This window comes from Stappia sp. G46H5W, assembly GCF_058448995.1.
On sequence record NZ_JBZFLL010000002.1, the window covers coordinates 315,172 to 338,145 of the forward strand.

General features: G+C 66.4%; 20 protein-coding genes. 9 read left to right on the forward strand and 11 right to left on the reverse strand.

Translation table 11 applies throughout. From position 1 onward, the window contains the following. Positions 1-30 precede the first annotated feature (30 nt). The gene (locus ACVJ6E_RS07170; protein ID WP_120267666.1) at positions 31-3,306 is read left to right on the forward strand and encodes an AsmA-like C-terminal domain-containing protein; all 3,276 of its coding nucleotides are present in this window, start codon (positions 31-33) and stop codon (positions 3,304-3,306) included. A gap of 90 nt (positions 3,307-3,396) precedes the next feature. On the opposite strand, the gene tyrS is transcribed toward ACVJ6E_RS07170, so the two are convergent. Further along, positions 3,397-4,653, reverse strand: coding sequence for a tyrosine--tRNA ligase (tyrS, locus tag ACVJ6E_RS07175; RefSeq protein ID WP_120267667.1), 1,257 nt, complete (start codon positions 4,651-4,653; stop codon positions 3,397-3,399). Between the two features lie 330 nt (positions 4,654-4,983). Between tyrS and ACVJ6E_RS07180 the strand changes: the two genes are divergently transcribed. After that, the gene (locus ACVJ6E_RS07180) at positions 4,984-5,514 is read left to right on the forward strand and encodes a DUF3291 domain-containing protein (RefSeq protein ID WP_120267668.1); all 531 of its coding nucleotides are present in this window, start codon (positions 4,984-4,986) and stop codon (positions 5,512-5,514) included. A gap of 123 nt (positions 5,515-5,637) precedes the next feature. On the opposite strand, the gene ACVJ6E_RS07185 is transcribed toward ACVJ6E_RS07180, so the two are convergent. The 4 genes from ACVJ6E_RS07185 to rpsF all read right to left on the reverse strand — a co-directional run bounded on the left by ACVJ6E_RS07185 (position 5,638) and on the right by rpsF (position 7,907). After that, on the reverse strand, positions 5,638-6,369 hold the full coding sequence (locus ACVJ6E_RS07185; RefSeq protein ID WP_120267669.1) for a class I SAM-dependent methyltransferase: 732 nt from the start codon (positions 6,367-6,369) through the stop codon (positions 5,638-5,640). Between the two features lie 140 nt (positions 6,370-6,509). Continuing rightward, complete coding sequence (rplI, locus tag ACVJ6E_RS07190) at positions 6,510-7,100, reverse strand: 50S ribosomal protein L9 (protein WP_067215803.1); 591 nt, start codon at positions 7,098-7,100, stop codon at positions 6,510-6,512. Between the two features lie 90 nt (positions 7,101-7,190). Next, entirely contained in the window at positions 7,191-7,439 is a 249-nt protein-coding gene (rpsR, locus tag ACVJ6E_RS07195; protein WP_029057383.1) for a 30S ribosomal protein S18, read from the reverse strand. Positions 7,440-7,451: 12 nt separating this feature from the next. Further along, entirely contained in the window at positions 7,452-7,907 is a 456-nt protein-coding gene (gene rpsF, locus ACVJ6E_RS07200) for a 30S ribosomal protein S6 (protein WP_120267670.1), read from the reverse strand. A gap of 396 nt (positions 7,908-8,303) precedes the next feature. Between rpsF and fabD the strand changes: the two genes are divergently transcribed. The 7 genes from fabD (at position 8,304) to gmk (ending at position 14,902) form a co-directional block, all read left to right on the forward strand. Next, complete coding sequence (gene fabD / locus ACVJ6E_RS07205) at positions 8,304-9,245, forward strand: ACP S-malonyltransferase (protein WP_120267671.1); 942 nt, start codon at positions 8,304-8,306, stop codon at positions 9,243-9,245. A 37-nt stretch (positions 9,246-9,282) separates the two neighbouring features. Then, entirely contained in the window at positions 9,283-10,020 is a 738-nt protein-coding gene (gene fabG, locus ACVJ6E_RS07210; RefSeq protein WP_120267672.1) for a 3-oxoacyl-[acyl-carrier-protein] reductase, read from the forward strand. A 293-nt stretch (positions 10,021-10,313) separates the two neighbouring features. Further along, a complete protein-coding gene (locus ACVJ6E_RS07215; RefSeq protein ID WP_120267673.1) occupies positions 10,314-10,550 on the forward strand; it encodes an acyl carrier protein in 237 nt (78 codons plus the stop codon). Positions 10,551-10,610: 60 nt separating this feature from the next. Beyond that, a complete protein-coding gene (gene fabF / locus ACVJ6E_RS07220) occupies positions 10,611-11,876 on the forward strand; it encodes a beta-ketoacyl-ACP synthase II (protein ID WP_120268333.1) in 1,266 nt (421 codons plus the stop codon). 156 nt (positions 11,877-12,032) lie between these two features. Further along, positions 12,033-13,235, forward strand: a complete 1,203-nt coding sequence (gene mltG / locus ACVJ6E_RS07225; RefSeq protein WP_120267674.1) for an endolytic transglycosylase MltG — start codon at positions 12,033-12,035, stop codon at positions 13,233-13,235. 53 nt (positions 13,236-13,288) lie between these two features. Beyond that, positions 13,289-14,185 carry a YicC/YloC family endoribonuclease gene (locus tag ACVJ6E_RS07230; RefSeq protein ID WP_208996623.1) on the forward strand — a complete coding sequence of 299 codons (897 nt, stop codon included), beginning with the start codon at positions 13,289-13,291 and terminating at the stop codon, positions 14,183-14,185. Between the two features lie 21 nt (positions 14,186-14,206). Next, the gene (gene gmk / locus ACVJ6E_RS07235; protein ID WP_120267675.1) at positions 14,207-14,902 is read left to right on the forward strand and encodes a guanylate kinase; all 696 of its coding nucleotides are present in this window, start codon (positions 14,207-14,209) and stop codon (positions 14,900-14,902) included. A gap of 92 nt (positions 14,903-14,994) precedes the next feature. Here the strand turns inward: gmk and rsmA are convergent, their stop codons facing one another. The 6 genes from rsmA to lptF form a co-directional block, all read right to left on the reverse strand. Further along, on the reverse strand, positions 14,995-15,837 hold the full coding sequence (gene rsmA / locus ACVJ6E_RS07240) for a 16S rRNA (adenine(1518)-N(6)/adenine(1519)-N(6))-dimethyltransferase RsmA (protein ID WP_120267676.1): 843 nt from the start codon (positions 15,835-15,837) through the stop codon (positions 14,995-14,997). Further along, a complete protein-coding gene (pdxA, locus tag ACVJ6E_RS07245) occupies positions 15,834-16,853 on the reverse strand; it encodes a 4-hydroxythreonine-4-phosphate dehydrogenase PdxA (protein ID WP_120267677.1) in 1,020 nt (339 codons plus the stop codon). The genes rsmA and pdxA overlap by 4 nt, the downstream gene beginning before the upstream one ends. Positions 16,854-16,864: 11 nt before the next feature. Beyond that, the gene (locus tag ACVJ6E_RS07250; RefSeq protein WP_120267678.1) at positions 16,865-17,782 is read right to left on the reverse strand and encodes a SurA N-terminal domain-containing protein; all 918 of its coding nucleotides are present in this window, start codon (positions 17,780-17,782) and stop codon (positions 16,865-16,867) included. Between the two features lie 287 nt (positions 17,783-18,069). Beyond that, a complete protein-coding gene (locus ACVJ6E_RS07255) occupies positions 18,070-20,529 on the reverse strand; it encodes an LPS-assembly protein LptD (RefSeq protein WP_208996624.1) in 2,460 nt (819 codons plus the stop codon). After that, a complete protein-coding gene (lptG, locus tag ACVJ6E_RS07260) occupies positions 20,529-21,635 on the reverse strand; it encodes an LPS export ABC transporter permease LptG (RefSeq protein WP_120267679.1) in 1,107 nt (368 codons plus the stop codon). Before lptG ends, ACVJ6E_RS07255 begins: the two co-directional genes overlap by 1 nt. After that, entirely contained in the window at positions 21,635-22,822 is a 1,188-nt protein-coding gene (gene lptF, locus ACVJ6E_RS07265; RefSeq protein ID WP_120267680.1) for an LPS export ABC transporter permease LptF, read from the reverse strand. Before lptF ends, lptG begins: the two co-directional genes overlap by 1 nt. Positions 22,823-22,974 lie beyond the last annotated feature (152 nt).

Sequence of the window (22,974 nt, forward strand, 5' to 3'; positions counted from 1 at the left end):
CTCATACATCGTGACAGGCCGCTGCGAGACGTGCTGCGTCGCAAGCCCCGGCTGTGGCGGAAGAGGACCTATGTCCTGGCGGCGCTCGGCGTCCTGTTGCTGGCGGTGTTCGGCGGACTGATCGTTACCTTCGGCAATGGCCCGGTTTCCGTGCCCTATCTCGCGCGAATGATCGCCGAGCGCGCCTCGATGCCCGGAACGACGCTGGAGGTCGGGGCGGTCACGGTGGACCTGTCCGAAGGCCTGCCGCCGAAGGTGGAGCTGCACGATCTTTCCGTCGAGGTCGATGCCGACAGCGACCTGTCGCTGCACGTGCCGCGTGTGTCCGCTCCCCTTGATGCGGCTGCACTGCTGACCGGCGACCTGCATCCAGCCGAGATCCGGCTGGAGCATGCCAGGTTGAAAATCGCGCGAGCGGCGCGCTCGGCATCTTCCAGCGAGATCCCCGATATGGCCGTGGTCGCGGAAGCGGCCGACCGCACCGCTCGCCTTGCCGTGGGGCAACTGGCGCAGCGCGGCATTGCCCGCATTGAACTGGTTTCCGCGGAGATCGTACTGGAGGGCGAGAAGACCTACCGGATGCGCGGCATCGACGCGGAGCTGACGAGGGCTGCCGACGGCACGCTGCAGGTCGACGCGCAGGTTGCCGGCCGGCTCGGCCAGTGGAAGGCCAAGGCGAGCCGTTCCACCGATGCGGAGACCGGCGAAAGCCTGATGCGGGTCGATGTGTACGACGTTTCCCTCGGCGAGTTCGTGCCCATCGACGCCTCGGTGGGGGCGGGCAAGGGGCTCGGCATTCCTGTGCGCGGGCGCCTCGATGTGACGGTCGACGCGGAAGGCAATTTCGGCACCACGCGTGCGGGCGTGATCGTCTCGCCGGGTTGGATCAACACCGGGCGCACCGTGGTCGGCTTCGACACGATCGACGTCCAGCTCTATTGGGAAGCAGGGTCGCCTGGCTTCCGCATCGTCCCGTCCAATTACCAGAGGGGCAACACCTTCCTGCCGTTCGAGGGGGTGGTCGAGCCTCCGCGAGAATGGCAGGAGGCGTGGTCCTTCCGCGTGGTGTCGCGCGATGCCCGCATTGGCCCGTCGGATGTTCCGGGGCCGCCCTTTGCCATGGAGAGGTTCCTGGCGGAAGGGCGCGTGGACCTGGACACGCAGGAGATCCATTTCGACAAGCTGGCGCTGCGGTCGGGATCGGCGGAAATGGACGGCGCCGGCTCGCTGCGCATCGGCGAGGACGGTCCCTACATGGCGCTCGCCGTCCAGAGCGGCGCGATGTCGGTCGCCACGCTGAAGCGGCTGTGGCCCATCACGATGATGCCGCCGGCAAGAGCCTGGGTGATCGAGCATGTCGTCGACGGCCGGATCGAGGGAGGACGCGCGACGGTGTCGCTGCGCCCGCCCGCCTTCGATGTGGACGACGAGGCGCCGGGCTGGGCCGGTGATGACGTACAGGTCGACATCGCTTTCTCCGATCTCAGCCTCAGCACCGTCGGCACGGTGCCGGTGGCGCAGGGCCTGTCCGGCCGCATCCAGGTTGCCGATGAAGTGCTGACGATCACGTCGCCTTCCGGCGTTATGGTGGCGCGGCCGGGCGAGCAGATCGCCATCAGCGACACGGTGTTCAAGGTGCCGGACATCCGCGAGAGCGGCGACAAGACCGGCGTCCTGAAGCTGACGGCCAAGGGGCCGGCAAAGTCGCTGGCGACACTGCTGGACGCCGAACCGTTCACGGTGCTGTCGCGCAACGACCTTGCTCCCGACGATGTGGCGGGCTCGGGCGAGATGACGCTCAACGCCACCTTCGCCCTGGTCAAGGACGTGCGGGTCGATGATGTGGACTGGGATCTTGCCGGCTCGCTCAAGGGATTCACCAGCGACCGGCCGATCCGTGGCCACAAGCTGAGCCGCGCCGATCTGGCCTTCGCGGTGGACGAAGGAAGCCTGTCGCTGAAGGGGCGCGGGCGGCTCGACGGCTTGCCGGCCAATCTCGATCTTGTCGTCCCCTTCGATAATGCCAATGGCGAGGCCGTCGTCGCCCGACAGGGGGTCGTGATCGAGGTCACGGCGGAACAGCTCGCAGATCGCGGCATCGACATTCGCGGCTTCGTCAATGGTCCGCTGAAACTGTCGACCGAGGAAACCGATGCCGGGCAGTCCTACGAGGTCGACCTGACGCGGGCCAGCATCGAGCTGGCCGAGGTGGGCTGGAGCAAGAGCCCCGGCGTTGCCGCGCGTGCGGTGTTCCGCATGAGCGAGGTCGAAGGCCGCCGCGAGATCCGCGGTTTCCGCCTGACCTCGGAAGGGGTGGAGATCGACGGCGGCATCACGCTGACGGCTGCCGGCGATCTGGAGCGGGCGGAGTTTTCGCGCTTCGCCTTGCGGGCAAGCGACGAGGCCAGCTTGCGGCTGTCCAAGCGCGGGCGGCAGATCACCGTCGACCTGCAGGCAACGCGGCTGGATGCGCGCGGGCTGATCGCTAGCCTGAGCGGGAGCAGCAAGGGCGGTGCGGCGGACAAGACCGCGCTCAAGATCAATGCCGAGGTCGGCCAGCTGATCGGCTTCAACGGCGTAACCCTGTCCGGCGTGTCGCTCGTCATGTCCAAGTCCGGCGGCGAGTTGCGCGCGCTTGAGCTGTCCGGCGCGTCCGGCGGCAAGACGACGTTCCAGGCGAAGCTGACCGGGGAGGGGCAGGGGCGCGAGTTGACCGGCACGTTCCAGGATACCGGAGCGATCCTGCGCTTTGCCAATCTCTATGACCGCATGCGCGGCGGCGTCGGCATCCTGTCGGTCGCCATGCCGTCGGCCAGCGACTGGATCGGCCGCTTCAAGATCAAGCGGCTGGCGATTACCGAGGACCCGGCGATCCGCGAGCTTGCGCGCAGCCCCGGCGTGCTCGAAGCGCGCGATCCGCGCAGGCAACAGCTGCTGGCCGCGGCCGAACGGAGCGGCGAGGCGACGTTCAGCGCGCTGGATCTGGAGTTCCGTCGCAGCGGCGACATGCTGACCATCACCGACGGCACGCTGGCCGGCCCGACCATCGGCGGCACGGTGTCGGGCAATGTCAATCTGGCGGCGCGTTCGCTGGACATGACCGGAACGTTCGTGCCGGTTTTCGCGCTCAACAACCTGTTCGCCAAGATCCCGATCCTGGGCTTTGCGCTCGGCGGCGGCTCCGACGAGGGGCTGATCGGCGTGACCTACCGGCTGACCGGCTCGCTGGCCGAGCCGGTGCTGACGGTCAACCCGGCCTCTGCCATGGCGCCGGGCATCTTCCGCAAGATCTTCGAATACCGCTGAGGGGCCGACGCGCCTTTGAAAAATGAAACCCCGGGCGCGGGCGCCCGGGGTTTGCAGTCGTGTCGGCCGTGTCGAAGGGCGGTCGAGCGCTCAGACGGCTTTCAGCAGCACGTGCTTTTTCTTGCCGAGCGAGAGCTTGATGACGCCCTCGTCCACGAGATCGGACGTGCCGAGCACGCGCTTCTCGTCTTCTGCGACCACGTCGTTGACGCGAAGGCCGCCCCCCTTGACCTGACGGCGGGCCTCGCCGTTGGAGGCGCACAGGCCGGCGGTGACGAAGGCGGCCAGCAGGCCGAGGCCGGCCTCGAGCTCGCCGCGAGCGACCTCCACCGTCGGCAGGCCCTCGGCCAGCGCACCTTCCTCGAAGGCACGGCGCGCGGTCTCGGCCGCGTCCTCGGCAGCCTTGCGGCCATGAAGGATGGCCGTGACTTCGGTGGCGAGCACCTTCTTCGCCTCGTTGATCTCCGAGCCGCCAAGGGCGGCAAGCCGGGCGATCTCGTCCAGCGGCAGAACCGTGAAGAGCTTGAGGAAGCGCTCGACGTCGCCGTCCTCGGTGTTGCGCCAGTACTGCCAGAAGTCATAGACCGACAGCAGATCGGCATCGAGCCAGACCGCGCCCGAGGCCGTCTTGCCCATCTTCGCGCCCGACGAGGTGGTCAGCAGCGGCGAGGTCAGCGCATAGAGCTGCTGGGTGCCCATACGGTGGCCAAGGTCGATGCCGTTGACGATGTTGCCCCACTGGTCGGAGCCGCCCATCTGGAGCCGGCAGTCGTAGCGCCGGGCCAGTTCGACGAAATCGTAGGCCTGCAGGATCATGTAGTTGAATTCGAGGAAGGACAGCGACTGTTCGCGGTCGAGACGGGTTTTCACGCTGTCGAAGGACAGCATCCGGTTGACCGAGAAATGGCGTCCGACGTCGCGCAGGAACTCCAGGTAGTTGAGCGGGCGCAGCCAGTCCGCGTTGTTGATCATCAGGCCGCCGCCGAGCGGGCCCTTGTCGTAGTCGATGTAGTTGGAAAAGGCGCGCTTGATCGAGGCGATATTGTCTTCGATCATTTCCACGGTCATCAGCTTGCGGGCCTCCTCCTTGAAGGAGGGGTCGCCGACCATGCCGGTGCCGCCGCCCATCAGCGAGATCGGCCGGTGGCCGGTCGCCTGGAACCAGTGCAGCATCATGATCTGCATCAGATGACCGACATGCAGGCTGGATGCCGTCGGATCATAGCCGATATAGGCGGTGACCGTCTGAGTCCGCAGGAGATCGTCGAGCCCGGTCTCATCCGACATCTGGTGGATGAAGCCACGCTCGCTAAGGGTCCTCAGGAAATCCGACTTGAATCCGGTCATCTTGCCAATCTGCATCTTGTGGTGACATGAAACGCGCCCCGAAAGGGCCCGCATTTCTTAGCCGAACTCGCTGCGGAGATCACGGACAAATCAGGCCGCTGGCGGCTGCCATGCAAAAAGCGCAAGCAGCGGCGTGGTGCGCGCCTGCGCACAAAAAAACGGCCGGACAAGCCGGCCGCTGTGAAGTTTTGCGGGTCGAGGCCGGGCGAGGGTTGGGTCGCGCCGACATCGAAACTTTGGTAGCAGGAACGGATGACGCGGCGGTGACAGGGGAACGGGAGCGTGGCGGGCCGACGCCGTGAAACCCGGTTTCCTCGAGGGAGGCATCGGATGCCCTTGGCTCTTTACACGTTCGGTATCTTCAGGAAGCCCGCCGATGATCCGGCCAACGAGGGCTTTCAGCAGTTGAACGATCCGATCCTGGCGCTGGCGGACCGGTGCGAGGGGCTGATCGCGCGCTCCGGCTATGCTTCCGATCCCGGCCCGCCCTCGTGGGGCGCGGAGGTCTATCCCAGGTTCTACGAGGAGCGCGGAGACGGGTGGTCGCCAGCAACCCTGTCCTTGTGGAGGGATCTGGAGTCCCTGTTCGTGTTCACCTATTTCGGCCTTCACGCAGCGGCGTTGAAGCGCGGTCGCGAATGGTTCGACAAGCCGGCATGGCCGCCGCTGGTGATGTGGTGGCACATGGATACGGCCCCGCCCAGCTGGGCGGATGCTGTTGTCCGCCATGAGCATCTGCATGACCATGGGCCGACGCCAACGGCATTCAATTTCAAGGTGCCGTTCGACGAGGCCGGGCGCGCGACCAGACTGGAAAAGGCGCGGATCGAGCAGCTCCGCAGGGCTGGCGAGAATTTCTGAGACTGCCCTGCCGGAACAAACGAGGCCCCGCCGGAGCGGGGCCTTTTCAAGTCAGCGCTTGCGGGACGCGGCTCAGAGAGCCTTTCCCTTGCCAGTCTCGGCCTCCTCATCGCGGGCTTTCCGCTAGTCCTTGACCGCTGCGACGAGCAGCATCATCGGGCGCTCCAGCTCTTCGGCCAGCCCGGGGGTCTGCGCGATCTGTTCCCGCGTCGGCGCGAACTCGTCGATGCGCCGCAGCCGGAAGCCGGTCTCTATCAGCGTGTTCAGGGTCGTTGCAATGGTGCGGTGGTATTTCAGGACGCCGCTGGCGAACCAGTCCGTGCGCCGTTCTCCTTCGACGGAATAGCCGTTCACCGGCCAGGTCTTGCGGCCGTCGTGGTCCTGCATCCAGAGGGGGCGGGCCGCGGCCATGAAGATCGGGTGCTCGATGGTGAAGACGAGCTCGCCGCCCGGCGCCAGCGCATCGCCGATCATCCGCGCAAGACGCGCGAAGTCCTGGACGTAATGGAACGTCAGCGCGCTGTAGACGAGGTCGAACCCCGCGTGCGGCAGCTCCAGCGTCTCCAGATCGGCGATACGGTAGGAGATCGCCTCGTCGTGTGTATCCGCGATCGCGCGATCGATCATGTTGCGAGAGAGATCGAGCCCCAGAACCGAGGCCGCGCCGTTCTCGCGCATCCAGCGCGATGCCCAGCCGAAGCCGCACCCCAGATCCGCAACCCGGCGTCCGGCCAGGTCTGGCAGCAAGGCCTTGATCGCCGGCCACTCGGGCGCGCCGGCCAGGCCGTGGACCTGGCGCGGCAGCTGGCTGTAGCCGGCGAAGAAATCGGGATCGTCGTAGATGTTCTGGGCCATGCTTTTCGCTTTCGGCAGGGGGAGCGCGAGTATTCGCCGGATCGCTTGCCCCGCGCAATGGCCGCGGCCGGCAACGTTGCCAAACAAAAAGGCCCCGCGAGAGCGGGGCCTTTTCAATTCGGTGCTTTTTGGAAAGCGGCTCAGAGAGCCTCTTCCTCGTCAGCCTCGGCGTCGGCCTCGGCGGCCTCCTCGCCCTCGGCATCCTCGTCCTCGTCCTCTTCGAACTCGAACGTGTCCTGCTCGCGGCCGGTGAGGTCCTCACCGCGCGCCTGGCGCTCGGCCTCGTCGGCGGAGCGGGCGACGTTGAGCGTGACCGACACCTCGACTTCCGGGTGAAGGACGACGGCAACCTCGTGCAGGCCGATGGTCTTGATCGGACGGTCGAGGCGAACCTGCGAACGAGCCGAGGAGAAACCGCCTTCGGTCATCACGTCGGCGATGTCGCGGGTCGACACGGAGCCGTAGAGCTGGCCGGTCTCGCCAGCCTGGCGGATGACGGTGAAGGTCTGGCCGTCGAGCGTCTTGGCGACCGACTCGGCCTCCGACTTGCGCTCGAGGTTGCGAGCTTCAAGCTGCGCGCGCTCGCTTTCGAAGCGCTGCAGGTTGGCCTTGGTGGCACGCAGCGCCTTGCCCTGCGGCAGCAGGTAGTTGCGCGCGAAGCCATCGCGCACGCGCACCACTTCGCCCATCTGGCCGAGCTTGGCGACGCGCTCGAGAAGAATGATCTGCATTTCGGTGATCCTTTTCGTCTGTCCCGCGTCCTGCGCGGTTAGGGACGGCCGGCGAGCCGGCCAGTCCCAGCCGATTGGAAAGTCGTGATCTTACTTGATCACGAAGGGCAGCAGGCCGAGGAAACGAGCGCGCTTGATGGCACGCGCGAGCTCGCGCTGCTTCTTGGCGGACACCGCGGTAATGCGGCTCGGCACGATCTTGCCGCGCTCGGAGATGTAGCGCTGCAGGAGGCGGATGTCCTTGTAGTCGATCTTCGGCGCGTTGGCGCCGGAGAACGGGCAGGTCTTCCGACGGCGGAAGAAGGGGCGGCGCGTCGGCAGCTGTGCGATATCGACCATTGCGTTAGCTCCTTATTCTTCGTCGAAGCGGCGGCCGCCGCGGTCGCCACGATCACCGCGGTCACCACCACGATCGCCGCGGTCACGGCCACCACGATCACCACGGTCGCCGCGATCACCACGACCACCACGACGGTCGTCGCGGTCACGCTTCTGCATCATCGCGGACTGCTCTTCCTCGTGCTCCTCGACGCGGAGCGTCATGAAGCGCAGGATGTCCTCGTTGATGCGCATCTGGCGCTCCATCTCGGCCACGGCGGCCGGGGAGGCGTCCAGGTTCATCAGCGTGTAATGAGCCTTGCGGTTCTTGTTGATGCGGTAGGCCAGCGTGCGCAGACCCCAGCTCTCGACCTTGCCGACGTTGCCGCCGTTGGTGGAGATCAGGGCCTTGTACTGCTCGACCATCTGCTCGACCTGCTGGGCCGAGACGTCCTGGCGAGCCAGGAACACATGCTCGTAAAGCGGCATGAGGGTGCCTTTCTTTCCGTTTCAGTTCCCGGAACCCGGCGCTAAGCCTCTTCGAGCCTTCAAGAAAGGCGGATCGAAGCAACTTCGAAGGCGGAGACACGGGAAGACGGACGACACTTTGCCGACCTGCCCGCCTGTCGCCTGCCTCTCTTCAGTTCGAAGAGATGCCGGCATGCGGCGGACCTTCCGTTCAGCCCCCGGCCAGAGTTCCGAACGAAGCGTGGCTTATACACCAGTTGCGCTGCTTCGCAAGGCGGAGCAAAGGGATTGCGCGTGTTTTTTCCATGCTCCACCTTGACAGTGTGTGCCTGGGACGTCTCTTTGCGGCACATTTCGAGACAAGACGGACGGTCGGACGCGAATCCGGCCGCACAAGGGATGTTGGAGCCAGCGCCAATGAGTATCGCATTCACGTTTCCGGGACAGGGCAGTCAGGCTGTCGGCATGGGCAAGGACCTGGCCGATGCTTTCGCCGAGGCCCGGGCGGTGTTCGATGAAGTGGACGAGGCGCTGGGGCAGAAGCTCAGCGACATCATGTGGAACGGCACGCCCGAGGAGCTGACGCTGACGGCCAATGCGCAGCCCGCACTGATGGCGGTGAGCCTGGCGGCCATGCGCGCGGCCGAGGCGCGCGGCCTGAACCTGGCGTCCAGCGTTGCCTATGTGGCCGGCCATTCGCTCGGCGAGTATTCGGCGCTGGCCGCCGCCGGCACGCTGTCCATCGGCGACGCGGCGCGGCTGCTGCGGATTCGCGGCACGGCGATGCAGCAGGCGGTGCCGGTGGGTGAGGGGGCGATGGCCGCTCTTCTCGGCCTCGACTATGCCGAGGCGGCCGCCGTGGCCGCGGAAGCCGCACAGGGCGAGGTCTGCCAGGCCGCCAACGACAATGCACCGGGACAGGTGGTGGTCTCCGGTCACAAGGCAGCCGTCGAGCGGGCCATCGAGATCGCCAAGGGCCGGGGCGCGCGCCGCGCGGTCCTGCTGCCGGTGAGCGCTCCGTTCCATTGCGCGCTGATGGCGCCTGCCGCCGAGGCGATGGCCGCGGCCTTCGAGACCGTGACCTTCAAGGCGCCGGCCGTGCCGCTGGTCGCCAATGTGCTCGCTGGCCCGACCAGCGATCCGGACGAGATTCGCCGCCGGCTGGTGGAGCAGGTGACCGGCACCGTGCGCTGGCGCGAATCCATCGAGTGGATGGCTTCGGCCGGCGTCGACACCGCATACGAGATCGGCACCGGCAAGGTGCTGACCGGCATGGTCAAGCGCATCGCCAAGGACATGACCGGTATCGCGGTCAATTCGCCCCACGACATTGCGGCCCTTCTGGAGCGGCTGGCCTGACGCACGGCACGCATTGCAAGACAAGGATCAAAGACTCATGTTCGACCTGACTTCCAAGACGGCGCTCGTGACGGGCGCAACCGGCGGCATCGGCGAGGCGATCGCCCGCGCCCTGCATGTCCGCGGCGCCACCGTCGCTCTGTCCGGCACCCGCGCCGAGAAGCTGGAGGCGCTGGCCGCCGATCTCGGCGAGCGCGTGCATGTGCTGCCCGCCAACCTGTCCGACCGGGCGGCCGTCGACGCACTCGTTCCGGCCGCGGAATCGGCGATGGGCCAGCTCGACATTCTCGTCAACAATGCCGGCATCACCCGCGACAACCTCTTCATGCGCATGAAGGACGAGGAGTGGGACGACGTCATCGAGGTCAATCTGACCGCCGGCTTCCGTTTGTGCCGCGCAGCGGTGAAGGGCATGATGCGCCGCCGCTATGGCCGCATCATCAACATCGCCTCCGTCGTCGGCGTCACCGGCAATCCGGGCCAGGGCAACTACGCTGCGGCCAAGGCAGGCCTCATCGGCATGGCCAAGTCGCTTGCGCGCGAGGTCGCGTCGCGCAACATTACGGTGAACACGATCGCGCCCGGTTTCATCGAAACTCCGATGACCGACGCGCTCAACGACAAGCAGAAGGAATCGATCCTCACCACCGTGCCGGCGGGTCGCCTGGGGAAGGCGGACGAGATCGCGGCGGCTGCATTGTACCTCGCCAGCGAGGAAGCCGCCTACGTGACCGGCGAAACGCTGCACGTCAATGGCGGTATGGCCATGATTTGACTTGGCAAACCCGGTCGCTTCCAGCCCCGTGGAACAGGTGTTCCGCAGGGCGGCGGGGCGGCTGGTCAAGCCCTATAAAGTGTGTTAGGAACCCGCCGGCCAGCGAACCCGTTCACGAATGATCGGCGCTCGGGCGCGGCCAGTCCGGCCGGCCGTGGTCGCCGGATCGGACATGGTGCGGGCTGGAATCCCATTCGCCTCGTTCCGGTGCCGAGCTCCGGAGATCGGGTACGAGGTGCGGCGCTGAGCGCTGAACTAGCGAAAACCGTTGGAAGCAACTGAGGAATTCTGAAATGAGCGACATCGCGGATCGGGTAAAGAAGATCGTTATCGAGCACCTCGGCGTGGATGCCGAAAAGGTCACCATGGAGGCGAGCTTCATCGACGATCTGGGCGCCGACAGCCTCGACACCGTTGAGCTGGTCATGGCTTTCGAGGAAGAGTTCGGCGTGGAAATCCCGGACGATGCCGCCGAGACGATCCTGACCGTCGGCGACGCCGTGAAGTTCCTGGAAAAGAACGCCGGCTGATTCAGTTTTCCGCATCGGGCGGGCTTCGTGTCCGCCCGACGCGCCAGATACAGGTTCATGATGAGGCGAGTAGTCGTTACCGGCCTTGGCATGGTCACGCCGTTGGCGTGCGGTGTCGAGGAGAGCTGGTCCAGAATTCTCGAGGGCAGGAGCGGAGCCTCCCGCATCAGCCATTTTGAGGTCGACGATCTCGCCTGTCAGATCGCTTGCCAGGTTCCCCGTGGAGACGGGTCGAACGGAACGTTCAATCCGGACGACTGGATGGATCCGAAGGAACAGCGCAAGGTCGACGAGTTCATCATTTTCGGCATGGCTGCCGCCGAGCAGGCGATCCGTGACAGCGGCTGGTCCGCGAAGTCGACGGAAGACCAGAATCGCGCAGGCGTCCTGATCGGTTCCGGCATCGGTGGCCTGCAGGGCATAGAGGCTACGGCCCATGTCATGCGCGACAAGGGTCCCCGGCGCATTTCCCCCTTCTTCATTCCCGGCCGGCTGATCAACCTGGCCAGCGGCTATGTGTCGATCCGTCATGGCCTCAAGGGGCCGAACCACGCTGTGGTGACGGCATGCTCGACCGGTGCCCATGCCATCGGCGATGCAGCGCGTCTGATCGCGCTCGACGATGCCGACATGATGGTGGCGGGCGGTGCCGAATCGCCGGTCTGCCGTCTGTCGCTGGCTGGCTTTGCCGCCGCGCGCGCCCTCTCGACCGGCTTCAACGACCGTGCCGAGGCAGCCTCGCGTCCCTATGACAAGGACCGCGACGGTTTCGTCATGGGCGAGGGCGCAGGTGTCGTCGTGCTTGAGGAATACGAGCACGCCAAGGCTCGTGGCGCCAAGATCTACGGCGAAGTGGTCGGCTACGGCCTGTCGGGCGATGCCTATCACATCACCGCTCCGGCCTCGGACGGCGACGGCGCCTTCCGCTGCATGCAGGCTGCGCTGAAGCGTGCGGGCCTGACCCCGGCCGATATCGACTACATCAACGCCCATGGCACCTCGACGCCGCTCGGCGACGAGATCGAGCTCGGCGCGATCCAGCGTCTTGCCGGCGACAGCGCCCCGCGGCTGACCATGTCGTCGACCAAGTCGTCGACCGGTCACCTTCTCGGGGCCGCAGGCGCCATCGAGGCGATCTTCTCGCTGCTGGCGATCCGCGACAGCATCGTGCCGCCGACGATCAATCTCGACAATCCTTCCGTCGAGACCGAGATCGACCTGGTTCCGAAGACGGCAAAGCGCATGAACGTGGATACGGCGCTGTCGAACTCCTTCGGTTTCGGCGGCACCAATGCCTCGCTCGTTTTCCGCAAGGTCGCGGCCTGACAGGGCTTCCTGCGCCGGGCGCGAGGGGGTTTTCCCTTCGCTTCCGGCGAAGCCGATCCCCAGTTGCGCCGGGCGGAGCGATCCTTCCCGGTTTGGCCATAATTTCGGGCCAAGTGGCATGTCCATTGCCTCGATCAAAAGGACCGGACAGGACAGATGACCGAGACGCCAGGCCGAGAGCCCGATAACACTTCTTCCGAGACCGCGGCCAAGGACGAGGGCACTCCGTTCCGCCCGCACCCCAAGAGCCCGCGCGAGGCGATCCAGCCGGATCAGGCGCCGCCGCCGCCGCTGCGCTCGCGCCATGTCCGCAATCCTCTCGTCATCGTCGTCAATGCGCTGCTGTCGCTGGCGGTGCTGGTGGTGATCGGCACCGGCGCCATGCTCTACTGGGGCAAGGCCGAGTTCGATGCGCCGGGTCCGCTGGCGGCCGAAAAGACGGTGATCATTCCCTCGGGCAGCGGGTTGCGCATGATCGCCGACACGCTGGAGAACCAGGGTGTCATCGAGGATTCCAACGTGTTCTGGGCGGGCGTACAGGCCTACAAGAACGCAGCCCGGCTGAAGGCCGGTGAATATGCCTTCTCGCCCGGCGTCTCGATGCGCCAGGTGATGGACGACCTGGTCAGCGGCAAGGCGGTCTATCATACGGTGACCGTGCCGGAGGGCTGGACCAGCGCGCAGATCGTCGCCCGGGTGCGCGAGCATCCGGTTCTGACAGGCGAACTGGACGAGATCCCGCCGGAGGGATCGCTGCTCCCGGAAACCTATACCTTCACCCGCGGCACGACGCGCGCGCAGATCGTCCAGCAGATGAAGGATGCGCAGACCAAGGCGCTGGCCGACATCTGGGGCCGGCGAACCGAAGGTCTTCCTGTGGAGACGCCGGAAGAGCTGGTGGTGCTGGCCTCCATCGTCGAGAAGGAAACGGCGCGGGCCGACGAGCGACCGCGGGTCGCGGGCGTCTTCGTCAACCGCCTGCGCCAGGGCATGCGCCTTCAGTCGGATCCGACCATCCTTTACGGCCTTTATGGCGGGGAGGCTTGGCTGCAGGACCGTTCGGCGATCACCCGTTCGCAGCTCGATGCCCGCAATCCCTACAATACCTATCAGATCGACCGCCTGCCGCCGGGCCCGATCGGCAATCCGGGCCGCGCGGCCATGGAGTCGGTCGCCAATCCCTCGCGGACCAAGGACCTGTACTTCGTCGCCGACGGCACGGGTGGCCACGTCTTCGCCGAGACCTACGAACAGCATCAGCGCAATGTCGCCCGCTGGCGTCAGGTGGAGCGGGAGCGCCGCGAGCGCGAGGCGCAAGGGACCCAGGGCGGAGCCGCAAGCGGTGGCAGCGGCGGTTAAGCCGCGCGCCCTGATTGTTGCGTGATTCCAGACCTGTGGGGGCAGTTTCGCAGATGACACTTTCGCTTTGCAGCATGACCGGCTTCGGCCGGGCGGACGGTGCCAGCGGCGCTGCCCGGTGGACCTGGGAACTGCGCTCGGTCAACGGCAAGGGGCTGGACCTGCGCATGCGCCTGCCGGGTGGCCTGGAGGCGCTGGAAGGGGTCTGCCGCGAGGCGGCCGGACGGTATCTCACGCGCGGCAACGTCACCATCGGGCTGAGCTATCAGCGCAGCCAGGGCGAGGCGGTGCCTCAGCTCAACGAAGCTGCCCTGAGCGCGTTGCTGGCGGCGATGGATGCGGTGCGGCAGCGTTTGCCGGATGCGGCCCCCGTTGCCCTCGACGGTATCTTGTCGCAGCGCGGCATCATCGAATGGAAAGAGCCGGAAGAAGATCCGGCGGAGCGCGAAGCGTTGATCGAGGCGCTGAAGGCGTCGCTGGAAAGCGCGCTTGAGGAGCTGGCCCGTATGCGGCGCAACGAAGGCGCGGCCATCGGCACGGTGCTGCGCGGCCAGCTTGCGACGATTGCCGAACTCACCCGCCAGGCGGAAGTCGCGCCGTGCCGGGCGCCGGAGGCGATCCGGGCGCGGCTTGCGGCGCAGGTCGAGGCGCTCGTCGGCAGCAGTACCGCGCTCGATCCGGCGCGGCTGCACCAGGAGGCGGCGCTGCTCGCCACCAAGGCGGATATCCGCGAGGAGCTGGACCGGCTGGTCGCCCATGTGCAGGCGGCAACCGACCTGCTCGACGCGGGCGGGCCTGTCGGCCGGCGGCTCGACTTTCTCGCGCAGGAGTTCAACCGCGAGGCCAATACGCTCTGTTCCAAGTCGAACGGCACGGAGCTGACCGCCATCGGCCTGGAGTTGAAGACGGTCATCGACCAGATGCGCGAGCAGATCCAGAACCTTGAATAACAGGACGAACGGGGCAGGGGCATGACGACAGCGACCGGCGGAACGGTTGTGACATCGAGTGAGGCGGCAGCGCGCCGACGCGGGCTGATGCTGGTGCTGTCCTCGCCTTCGGGCGCGGGCAAGTCGACGATCGCGCGCCAACTTCTCGATCGGGAGAAGGTGAACCTCACGCTCTCCGTTTCGGTGACGACCCGGCCGCGCCGGTCGAGCGAGATCGACGGCGTGCACTACCATTTCATCTCGCGCGAGCGTTTCGAGCAGATGCGCGACCGCGGCGAGTTGCTGGAATGGGCCGAGGTGCACGGAAACTATTACGGCACACCGCGCGACCCGGTGGAGGAGGCGCTGGCCGGAGGGCGCGACGTGCTCTTCGACATCGACATCCAGGGCACGTTCCAGCTGTATGAAAAGATGCGCTCCGACGTGGTGTCGCTGTTCATCCTGCCGCCGTCCATCGCCGAGATGAAGTCGCGCCTGCATCGCAGGGCGGAAGATGCGGAAGACGTCATCAAGCGCCGTCTGCAGACCGCGGTCGGCGAGATGAAGCACTGGCAGGACTACGACTACGTGATCGTCAACGACGACCTGCAGACCGCCTTCGGCGGGGCGCTGTCGATCCTTCATGCCGAGCGGCTGCGGCGCGAGCGCAGCCCGGCCATCGGTCCGTTCATCGAGGGCATGGTCGAGGATCTGAAGCGAGAGACCGGCGAGGCCTGACCAGGTTGCCGGCAAACCCTTCGCAGAGACTGAAAAGGCGCCCGCTGGGGCGCCTTTTTCATATTCCCGGTCGGTCTTTCACAGGGAAGCGGTCAGCCGGCCGCGAAGGCGTTCGCCAGCTTGACGAAGTCGGCGATCTCCAGCTGCTCGGCACGCGTGGTCGGTTCGATGCCGACTGCGGCGATGCGCGCTTCGGCATCGGCGGCAAGCGGCTTGAGGCTTGCGCGCAGCATCTTGCGGCGCTGGCCGAAGGCGGCGGCGGTGAGCCGCTCCAGCGCTTTCAGATCACAGTCGAGCGGCGCCTTGCGCGGTGTCAGGTGGACGATCGCCGAGGTTACCTTCGGCGGGGGGGTGAAGGCCTTGGGTCCGACCTCGAACGCGAGCGTGGCATGGCAACGCCAGCCGGCCAGCACGCCGAGGCGCCCATAGGCCTTGCTGGCGGGGGCGGCCACGATGCGCTCGGCCACTTCCTTCTGGAACATCAGCGTCAGCGATTGCCAGACCGGAGGCCAGTTCGCGCTGGTGATCCAGTCGACAAGCAACTGGGTTCCGACATTGTAGGGGAGGTTGGCGACGATCTTCAGCGGTCCGCTATCGGCGATGCGCTCCAGGTCGATGGTGAGAGCATCGGCCTCCAGCACCTCCAGCCGCCCTGGGTAGTGAGCGGCAATCTCGGCAAGCGCGGGCAGGCAGCGAGGGTCCTTCTCGACGGCCACGACGCGTTTTGCACCGGCCACAAGCAGCGCGCGGGTAAGGCCGCCGGGGCCGGGCCCCACCTCCAGCACCGTGCACTCACTCAGATCACCGGCGGTGCGGGCGACCTTGAGCGTCAGGTTGAGGTCGAGCAGGAAGTTCTGCCCCAGCGACTTGCGGGCCTGCAGCTCATGAGTGCGGATGACATCGCGCAGCGGCGGCAGGTCGTCGATCTGGCTCATTCGATGAGGCCCGGATCCGCCAGAACGGCGGCGAGCCTGACGGCAGCGGCGAAGCTGTCCGGGCGGGCGCTGCCGGTGCCGGCGATGCCGAGGGCCGTGCCATGGTCGGGCGAGGTGCGCACGAAGGGCAGGCCGAGCGTTGCGTTGACCGCGTCGTGGAAGGCCAGGGTCTTTGCCGGGATCAGCGCCTGGTCGTGATACATGGCCAGCGCGCAGTCGTAACCGGCACGGGCTTCGGCGTGGAACATCGTATCCGCGGGCAGCGGGCCCTGGACGTCGATGCCCATGGAACGCAGCTCGGCCACGGCCGGGGCGATGATCTCGTCGTCCTCGAAGCCGAGCGCGCCGCCTTCTCCCGCATGCGGGTTCAGTCCGGCGACGGCGATGCGAGGCGCCTTGATGCGGAACCGGCGCACCAGCTCCTGATGCACGATCCGCCCGACGTCGACGATCAGGCCGGTCGTCAGCACTTTCGGCACGTTATGCAGCGGGATATGGACGGTGACGGGCACCACGAGCAGCTCGGGACCGGCAAGCAGCATCACCGGCGTCGCGTCCTGCGCACCGGAGCGCCGCGCCAGCTCGCCGAGATACTCGGTGTGGCCAGGGTGCGTGAAGCCGGCGTCGTAGAGCGCCTTCTTCTGGATGGGGTTGGTGACGATGCCGGCGGCAAGACCCGCCTGCGTGTCCGCAACGGCGCGGTCGATCGAGGCGATGACGGCGGCCGCCGTCGCTGGATCGGCGATACCCGGACGATCCGGCACGCTCATGCCCAAAGGCACGACCGGCAGGTGCTCGCTCCAGGCCTCCAGCGCTTCCTGCGGCGTCACCTCGGCCAAGGGCACCGCAAGCCCGAGGCGGGCGGCGCGGGCCGCAAGAAAGGCGGGGTCGGCCAGCAGGTAGAACGCAGGCAGCTCGCGCTTTTCGCGCTCCGTCCAGGCAAGAAGGGCGACATCGGGACCGATGCCGCCGGGGTCACCCATGGTGACGGCGAGAGGCTTCACACTGGCGCGCATGCGGGGGCGGCTCAGCGGTAGTCGATGATGGCGCGGCTGCGCAGCTCGCGCAGATAGCGGCGGCTCATCTGCTCGCCTTCCTTGTTGCGCAGTTCGTCCTCGACCTCCATCCGCGCGGCGGCGTTGCTGGCGATCTCGCGCTTGTCGCAAACCGCATAGACTTCCAGACCCTTGGAGCTGTCCTGGGCGGTGGTCACCTTGCCGACGGCGGTCTTGTCCAGCGCTTCCTTGAGCGGGGCGGGAACCTCGGTCTCCAGGCGGGTGACCATCGGCATCACCACCACTTCGCGGAACTCGCTGGCGAGCGTCTGGGCCTCGTTGCAGGACGAGAAGCGCGAGCGGAAGTTGTCGACATCGCGGCGGCGCTGGTTCTTGCCGCTGGCGCCGGTCTTTGCCGGCACGACGAAGATGATGGGCTGGATGCGGTATTCCATGCTGGTGTCGCTGCTCTTGTCCTCCTGCTTGCGCAGGGCGGCGATCACGTCGGATTCGGAGATCCGCACCTCGGACTGGAAGCGGGCGCGCAGCAACTGGCCCCAAGCGATCTCGGCCTGGATACGCTGGCGCATGGTGTCGGCCTTGACGCCCGACTGGGCAAGCGCCTGGGTGAGGCGCGCCGGCGTCAGCTTCACGCGGCTGGCGAGCTGGCCATAGGCCTCGTCGACATCGGCCTTTGTGACGCGCACGCCGGCCCGTTCGGCCTCCTGCATCTTCAGGACTTCGTCGATGAGCTCTTCGGTCGCCTGCTTGGAGCCGCCGCGGCTGCCGGTGAGGCGCAGCAGGCTGGCTCTTTGATTGATGTCATAGGTGGTGATCGGCTTGTTGTTCACGATCACCTTGATGGCGGTCTGCGCAGCGAGCGGTCCGCCGGAAACGGTGGCGGCGACCAGAATCGCCAGGGCCGCGAGCATCCAGCGCTTTGCAGTCATTCATTCCCCCTGTCGTCGCGTCCATTGCTGTCGCGTCCAGTGTCGTCGCTTCTCGTTTCGCCGGATCCGGACAGCCAGTGCCCGGTCGCGCAGCAGTCGGTCTGAAGGCGCGTGCACCTGCTTTCAGACATCTCGCCCGGCGATGCTATCGTGCAACCTGCTGTGACACCAGAAAACGGCTAAAATCCGTCGAAAGCAGCTGTCTCGTCCCGCCGTCCCGCAAGAATCGGGTCCGTCACCGCACGCGCTCCGCCCTTGGCGGCATGCCCGTCGCCGGCATCGGGTCCCTAGTTGGTTCCGCTGGTCGAGAACTGCGTGTCGCCGAGCGTGCGCAGGCCGAACCGGAAGAAGAACAGCCGATCCGTCGTCTGGCCATTGTTGCGGCTGCGGTCCTCCGAATAGGCGAAGGAGACCGAGAAGCCCTCATCGTCATAGCCGACGCCGAAGCTGTCGCGCACCATGTTGCGGCGCTCGAGGTCGAAGCGCACCGAGCCGAACAGACGCCAGTTTTCCTGCAGCCGCAGGCTGGCCGAGCCGATGACTTCCTCGCGCGGCGTCGCGATGCCGAGGTTGGGCTGCGGCGACAGGTAGGCATAGGCGAGGTTGCCGGTAACCGGGCCGTAGATGCCCGTCGCCTCGACCTGGGCGCGGCGGACAGAGAAGTTCTTGTGATCGAAGCGGGCCTGCGCGCCCATCCGGAAGCCTTGCCGGCTGTCGAAATAGAGGCTGCCGACATAGTCGCTGTAATTGGTGGCAAGACCCGAACTCGTGGTGGCGCCGAGAATGTCGGCCTGCTTGAACGAGTTGGTGCCGCCAAGGTGGAACGAGCGGCCGAACAGGGCGCTGACGTGGTAGCCCTGGTCGAAGTTCAGGCTGTATTTCAGGCCGACATTGGTCCTGGTGCCGCCTTCGCTGCGGTCGAAGCCGGAGAACTTGTCGTACTCGAACAGCGTGGTGGAATCGAAGACGATGCTCTGCGCATCCTCGTTCGGCAGTTCGCCGATCCGCATCTCGTTCGGGCGGACGATGATCTGGGCCACCGGCTCGATGATCTGGTTGCCGCCCTGGAACGTGCCGATGAACGGGAAGCGATAGTCGAGGCCGACGGCCGGCATGACCCGGCCGACGAAGCTCTCGTCGGTCATCGAGGCGACGTTCTTGTCCTGCGAGGCGAGGAAGTAGAGATCGCCTTTCACATAGGCGAAGGGCGTGAACACCTGGCCGAAGGAGTCGATCAGCGTGGAGCGCCATTGGGCCTCCAGGCTGGCGCGCGTGAACGTGCCTTCGACGCCGCGGAAGCGGGTAACGCCGGCAGGCGCCGGGCCGCCGATCTGGATCGCGTCGGTCTGGTCGCGGGTCAGGCTGGTGAGGTTGCCCGTCAGGGCCAGCTCGCCGCCGGCGATCGGGTTCTCGAAAATGTAGTTCCAGTCGAGCACCGGGTGGACGAAGGGCTGCTTGTCCTGCAGGCGGCTGCCGACGGGAAGGAACTGCGGACCGGGATTGAGCGCGGCGAGGGCGGCGTAATCCTCCTGCGAGATGCGGAAGGCATAGGCGCGCAGGTCGAAGCGGTTCCGCTCGCTCTGCCCGGTCAGGTAGATCTTCGACACGTCGCTCGCATTGCCGAGCGGGGCGAACTTGTAGTCGCGCAGGAACGAACGGTCGGTGCGCCAGGACAGGTCCCAGCCCCACTTCCAGCGCTGATTGATGTGGAACTCGCCCTCCGAGGCGATCACGCCGCGGAAGTCGCGGTTGCCGCTCGAGGTGGTGTATTCGTCCGGCCGCGCCTGGAAGATACCGGCGGCGTGGATCGAGTAGGCGCCGTCCATCAGGCGCTGGCGCCAGTCGAACTGGCCGAGCACGCCCTGCTTGCTCAGCGGCGTGGCGGAAATCAGCAGGTCTCGCGACTGGTCGATGGCGAAATAATACGGGATGCGCATGCCTGCGCCCACGCGGTCGCCATAGACGAAGCTGGGAATCAGCAGGCCCGACTTCCGCTTGACGCTCGGGTCCGGCATCGACAGATACGGCAGATAGACGAGCGAGCGGCCGAAGAACTCGAACGAGGCCTTCTCGAACTCGATCGTCTGTTCCTGCTGGTCGTGGACGATCGTCTGCGCCCGGATGCGCCAAAGCGGCGGCTTCTCCGGCGGATTGTTCGGCCCGGTGTAGACTGTGTAAAGGCCGTTGTCGAAGCTCGTGCGGTTGCCGTTCTCGCGGCGCGCGCCATCCGCGATGAAGCGGGTGCGCTGTGGCGTGTCGAGCTGCAGTGCATTGGCGAAGCCGTCGCGCAGATCGTCCGACAGTTCCATCGAAGCGGCGCGCAGGACATTGCCGTTCGGCTCGGTCAGACGGACATTGCCGTTGGCGCGCAGACGGCTGTTGCGTCGGTCGAAATCGACGCGATCCGCCTCTACCGTGTTGCCGCCATAATAAATCTGCACATTGCCTACGGCCGAGATGATGTCCCGGTCGAAATCGTAGCGCAGCTCCGCCGCCTCAAGCAGCAGAGGCTCGGTCGGGTCGACCTGTGAGCCGAGCGAATCGAGCGCACTGTCCTGGGCAAAGGCGGGAAGGGGCGCAAGCGCCGAGCTGAAGCCGGCCAGCAGAGCCAGCGCGGCGCCCGACAGCAACGTGCCGGCAAGCATGGAGGCGCGCAGCGAACGCGCGCGCGGGGACGCGCCCACCCGACCAGCGCGGGACGGGCGGTTCTGCCGATCGGTCATGCCTGTCGAAACGGCCGAACGCATCAGCCGTCCTCCAGGTGCAGGAGGATCGTGATCCCCATCAAGACTCCAAACACTCCAGGTGCCCACGCGGCGATGATCGGAGGTACGATTCCCGCACCGCCCAGGTCCTTGCCGAGCTCCGACAGAACGTAAAGCACGAACCCGGCGAGGATTCCACCCAGAATCAGGCGGCCGATCCCCCCCATCCTCGAAACCCTCAGGGAAACGCAGGCCGCAATCAGCACCATTGCGGCCAAAAGTGCGGGCCTTGCCAGAAGTGTTTGATATTGAAGCGAATAACGATACGCGGGCAAACCGGCTCTCTGTGACAATTCGATCACACGCGGCAGGTCCCAGAATCCGATGGATTCGGGGGCGGCGATGCTCTCGCGAACCTCCGTCGGTGTGAGATAGGTGGAGACGTTATAGCTCTCGTAGGTCTGCGGATCGCCCTGGGTCGAGTAGACCGTCGCGTCGGACAGGCGCCAGGTCTTTTCGCCGAGCGTCGCCTCGCTCGCCTCGATCCGCTCCAGGAAACTGCCCTGCCGGTCGAAGGTGAAAAGGGTCACCCCGAGCAGCCGCTCTCCGGAGTTTAGGATCTGCTTGGCGTGCAGCACCGATTCTCCGTCCTGGCCGTCCTGGCGCAGCCAGATGTCTCCGGTGGTCTGCAGCAGGAAGTTTTGCTCGCGGCCGAAAAGGCCCGACGCGAGTTCGTCCGACTGTGTGCGCAGGGTGACGGCCAGCGGATTGTAGAGAAGCACCGCGCCGATGCCGATGACGATGCCGACGATCAAGGCAGGGGCGGTGAACTGCCAGACGGACACGCCGGCAGCGCGCGCCACGACCAGCTCCAGCTTGCGGCTCAGGCCGAGGAACGCGGCAATCGCGCCGAACAGCACGGCGAAGGGCAGGACCTGCTCCATCAGCTGCGGCACGCGCAGCAGCGAGATCGCGCCGATGCGGGCGAGACTGGCTCCGTCCTGATCGCTCGCCCGGCGCAGCAGTTCGAGCGCGTCGAAGATGAAGATCAGCACGGCGGCCAGCAGGAACAGGCCGAGAATCGATGCGACGAAGCGCAGCGCGAAGTAGACGGCGAGCGTGTGGCCGGAGCGGAGCGAGGCAAGCATCAGGCGGTCCCGCCCTGCTGGTGGCCCTGCAGGCGGGCGACGATGGCTTCGATCCGTTCGCCGATCCGCTCCCCGAGGGTGGCAAGGGCATTCATCCAGCGCGGCTTGCGACCAATCGCGATCATCCAGCCGGCCAGGGCGATGGTCACGAGCGGCGGAACATACAGGGCGAAGCGGGCGGCGGGCAGGCCGGACACCAGCGTCAGAATGCCGAAGCCCGCCGTGCGCAGCGCGATCGCGAGGACCAGGGCGGTCAGCGTTGCCGCATGGCGATTCTGTCGGGTGGTCTTCGGCTCGCCGGCGAACAGAAAGACGATGAGCGCAAAGGCAATGGGGTAGAGCGGCTGGCTAAGCCGGTCATGAAGCTCGGCCATCAGCCGGTTGCCGTTGTCGACGGCATAGGGATCGTTCGGGTCGGGCGCGAGCAGGTCGAGCGTCGAGCGTTCGCTGGCCTTGTAGGTGGCAACCGTACCGGTCGGAACCATGCTCGACAGGTCGAAGGCATAGGACTGGAAGCGGACGATGGAAATGCTGCCCGTCGCCCGTGTGCGGCGCTGGATCGTGCCGTCCTGCATCACCAGCAGGGTTCGGCCGGCCGCCTCGACGATCTGCCCGCGCGCCGCCTCATAGGTGAAGACGATATCCTCCGCCCGTTCGTCATGCATCAGCAGGCCTTCCAGCTGGCCGTCGCCGCCGCGGTTGCGGATGTGAAAGGTGAGGCCGTCCTCGATGCCGATGAAGCGGCCGGGCCGGACGATGTTGGCGACCAGGTCGACGCGCACCTGGGTGATCTCGTCGCGCAGCGAAGCAAGGCCGGCAGGTGCGAACAGAAGCGAGAGCGAGGCGCAGAACAGGCTGATGACGGCGGCGAAGACCAGAATGGGCCGCAGCAGCACCGAGCGGGATGCGCCGGAAGCGTTGATGACGATGAGCTCGCTGTCGTTGGACAGGGTGTTGAGCACCACCAGCATGGCGATCAGCAGCGCAAAGGGGGCGATGGCGAGCGCCAGGAAGGGCATGGCCAGCATCGTCATGCCGATGAACTGGATGATGGTCTGGCCCTTGGCGGTGACCAGGTCGAGCTGGCGCAGGGCCTGCGTCGCCCAGACGACGCCGGCCAGTGCCGCCAGCGTCACCAGGAAGACGGCGGCAAGGCGCCGGAAAACATACCGCTCGAAGGTCGTCATCAGGTCCGCGTTCGGTCAGCCCGTTGGGGCTTCTGCCAGAATGTCGTGGCTGCGATAGAGCCTTTTGTGATGGGGCGGCAGGTCCAGCCCGCGTCAACTTGGGCCGGCCGGGCGCCGGTCCGCATCCGATTAGGCGCCATTTTAGGTAAATA